Origin of the sequence: Nostoc sp. CHAB 5715 (genome assembly GCF_020829685.1) — a bacterium.
Lineage (GTDB): Bacteria > Cyanobacteriota > Cyanobacteriia > Cyanobacteriales > Nostocaceae > Nostoc.
The window spans coordinates 1-2,758 of sequence record NZ_JAIVFR010000972.1 but is presented as its reverse complement, the minus strand read 5'-3'; the positions used below and the strand labels follow the sequence as shown (position 1 = coordinate 2,758).

The 2,758-nt window shown below is 52.6% G+C and carries 3 protein-coding genes; all 3 read right to left on the bottom strand.

The annotated features are described in order from the left end of the window. Positions 1-252 precede the first annotated feature (252 nt). Positions 253-555, bottom strand: a complete 303-nt coding sequence (locus LC574_RS34545) for a hypothetical protein (RefSeq protein WP_229458124.1) — start codon at positions 553-555, stop codon at positions 253-255. Positions 556-658: 103 nt separating this feature from the next. Continuing rightward, entirely contained in the window at positions 659-1,819 is a 1,161-nt protein-coding gene (locus tag LC574_RS34540; RefSeq protein ID WP_229458122.1) for an LLM class flavin-dependent oxidoreductase, read from the bottom strand. Positions 1,820-1,937: 118 nt separating this feature from the next. Further along, complete coding sequence (locus LC574_RS34535; RefSeq protein ID WP_229458120.1) at positions 1,938-2,573, bottom strand: AAA family ATPase; 636 nt, start codon at positions 2,571-2,573, stop codon at positions 1,938-1,940. Between the last annotated feature and the right edge of the window lie 185 nt (positions 2,574-2,758).

Below are 2,758 nucleotides of genomic sequence, written 5' to 3'. Positions count from 1 at the left end.
TATCCCTTGGTGTTATCAAGAACTTTTCCGTATAACATCCTGATTTAGAGTATTAAACGGAATTTTTCTGTATAACACCGATGGAACAACGCCCAAAGAAACTGCTTGAACAAGTACAAGATGTTATTCGGCTTAAACACTATTCTTACCAAACCCATGCCGTGAACAGTTGCGGCTGCGATGTGAATTGCGTCAATATCTGCTTTACCAGCTTGTCACCGATAATTTCCTGGACTTATGAACATCGAGTGTTTAGCTTGCGGTTGCCTTATTTGGATACTTGAGTTCGTAGACGTAGGATTTGATCCCTTTTCTGCTAACCCAAATTCCTGGGGGTGGATGATCCCCTTGGTGCTGTGGCAAGACATCCCAAAGGCGACCCTGGACTTCATGAGTGGCTTCGTTGTAAGCAATCCAGCCGTAATCCGGCTTGAAAATAATCCAAAGATCTTGATCACGACGCTGATATGCGAAAGTGCCATCTTCACGCTGCCTGCGATCAAACTCATAAACAAGGTCATCGCTCAAGCAGTGAAGCTCAAAGTACTCATACATCGATAGTACTCCCCTATTTTCCAAACTACATCTTTCGGTCTAACGCCTGCGTCAGCCGCGCCCGCTGACGGGCGTCGGCTGCACGCAATGGTTGGGCTATCCATCAGACTGAAAATGCCTTACCGTCAGTTTGACCTTTTGGTGTCGTCCCATGCGCGGCCCGATCGATCCGGGGCCAGACCTCCTTCGCCATGAGCTCCATGGAGCGCCGGGCGAGCGCTGGATCGGTCCAGTCGTGGCCCGTGTAGAGCAGTGTGCCGAACGCGCCGACCTCGTTGCGGAATGCAAGAATCTGGTCCGCGACGCTCTGGGGGGTTCCCGCGATTACGAGACGCTCGATGCACCGCTTCGTAGAGAGCTCGGAATCCGGCTGGTCGGGAAAGTCGCGCATGACGTCCAGCGCGCCGGCCTTCGCGAGCTTGGTCCTCATGACGTGGAAGTAGAAGTCGTGCGCGCCGTCCTCGCGATGCACGTAGCGATGTGCCGTGGCCTCGTCATCGGCCACGAAAACGCTGCGCGCCACGCGCCACCCGGAAGCATCGGCACAGAGGCCCGCCGATCGCCGGCCTTCCAGGTAGTTCTTAATGTGGGCCCGGACGACGTACGCACCCACGTAGGTCGCCGAGATTCCGGACCAGCCGCGCGCTCCCGCGGCGTGCGGTCCCTGAGCGTCCGGTCGGATCGAGGTGATGGCGATGGGCGGATGGGGCTCTTGCAGCGGTCGGACAGCGACACCCACTCCGATGTTCCGATCGAGCGAGCGCTCCGTGGTGGTCCGGTAGAACTTGCCTTCGATCCGGTACGGCGGCTCTTCGCTCCAGATCCGGCACATGTGCTCGAGCGCCTCCTGGGTCTTGCGATTTCGGTCCGAGCCCAAATCTCCGATGGCTTCTGCGTCACCGGCAACGCCGGGTCCGACTCCCAGGATCAATCGACCCTGCACCAGGTGGTCCACCATCGCGACCTGCGCCGCCACCATCGCCGGGTGGTAGTTGGCGAGCGGAAGCACGCCGGTACCGAAGGTGATCGACGGGCACGCATCGGCGAGATTCGCAATGAAAGCGAGGCTCGAGGTGATCGTCTCGGCCGAGTCGACGAGATGCTCGCCGATGAAGGCCTCGCGGTAGCCGAGCCGGTCGGCGAGCACGACCGCTTCGCGATCCTCGCAAAGAACGTCCCCATAGGAACGGGACGGGGGGTGGACGGGCTGGATGAAGAATCCGAGCTTCAGGGAGTTCTGCATTGAGTCTTTACAGTCGTTCATTCGTTCCGTGCCGCCCAACGACGGAGTTGACGCGGCGCGAAACCGCCAGCGACAACCTGAAATTTAACACGCAACGTTTTATGAAAGTAGCTGTTTCGCGATCGCGTCCAATGACTTGTTATGCTTCGTTCTCTCGTAACCATTGAATCATTTTATCAATTAAAGCTTCTGATTCTCTTTCATCGTGTTTTGACAAAACCGAAATGCGCTCACGAACAAACTCGATGTTTGTTTCAATAGCTACCGCTGACAAAAAGAGAACCCGATTCGGTGAAAACGCTTGCATAGCCTGAAAGTAGCGGCGTTGCGGCTCAATCATCTTCAAATGTGTCTCGAAGCCGTGCCTTCGTCTGCTCATATCGCTGGCTTTACGTTTTCTAAGCTCAACTTCGTTTATGCTAAAGACAAAGTATAAATCGGGAAAACCAATCGTTTTATTTTGGATTCTTGGCTTATAAAACTGTTCCATAAAATTCAAGCTCTGCCATCCGGCGAAATCATACGCCCAGCAATACCAAAGCGTCTGAAACGGGTCGCCATCGAGAATAACGAGATGATAAAATTTGCTTTGTTCTTGAGCGATAGACCAGCGTTCAACCTGACGCTCGAAGTACCATTCAGCTGGCGCATCTTCAGGTCTGTTGAATAATTGGTTGACTTCTGGCACAACAAACGCGCCGTAATTTGCTTTGAAACAATTGGCAGTCGTCGTTTTTCCAACAGCACTCGCACCTTCAAAACAAATTATAGACATCACGCTGTTCTCACAAACATCGCAGAAGCATAACTATTTATTATACGGAAACTTTCCGTATAATCTTTTTTTAATCCTGATATATCAGGCATTCTAAGGAAATCCTGTTTGAATATACGGAAAACTTCTTTTTTACCCCCTTATTTGGGTATTATACAGAATTTTTCCGTATAACCACCCTTCAC